The following is a 333-nucleotide window of genomic DNA, read 5'->3' as shown; positions in this document are numbered from 1 at the left end:
CCAGCTGTGGTTTGCGGCGGAGGTAACCAATGGCTATGAATATGACCGGAATGGCAATGCGGTAATTGACGGGCGTTCGGGATACCATTTTGATTATAATGTGCTTAACCTGCCCCATGAGGTGAGGGCTGCGAACAATATTGACCTGGTTACAGGCTATACTTATGATGCGGCTGGTAACAAGCTCAAAAAGAGCACATCTGCTGGAACCATTAATTACATTGATGGGATCCAGTATAAACCAGATAAGAGCATCGATTTCATCCAGACGGAGGAAGGTTTGGCCAGAAACAACGGCAGTGGGAATTACAGCTATGAATATCACCTGTCCGA

General features: G+C 46.5%; 1 pseudogene. It reads left to right on the top strand.

The window, feature by feature from the left end:
- A pseudogene (locus OQX64_RS22365) lies at positions 1–333 on the top strand (RHS repeat-associated core domain-containing protein); the annotation flags it as partial.

It is taken from the genome of Pedobacter sp. GR22-10 (genome assembly GCF_026239715.1).
Lineage (GTDB): Bacteria > Bacteroidota > Bacteroidia > Sphingobacteriales > Sphingobacteriaceae > Pedobacter.
The sequence above is the reverse complement of the archived record's forward strand: the minus strand, read 5'-3'. Positions and strand labels throughout refer to the sequence as shown.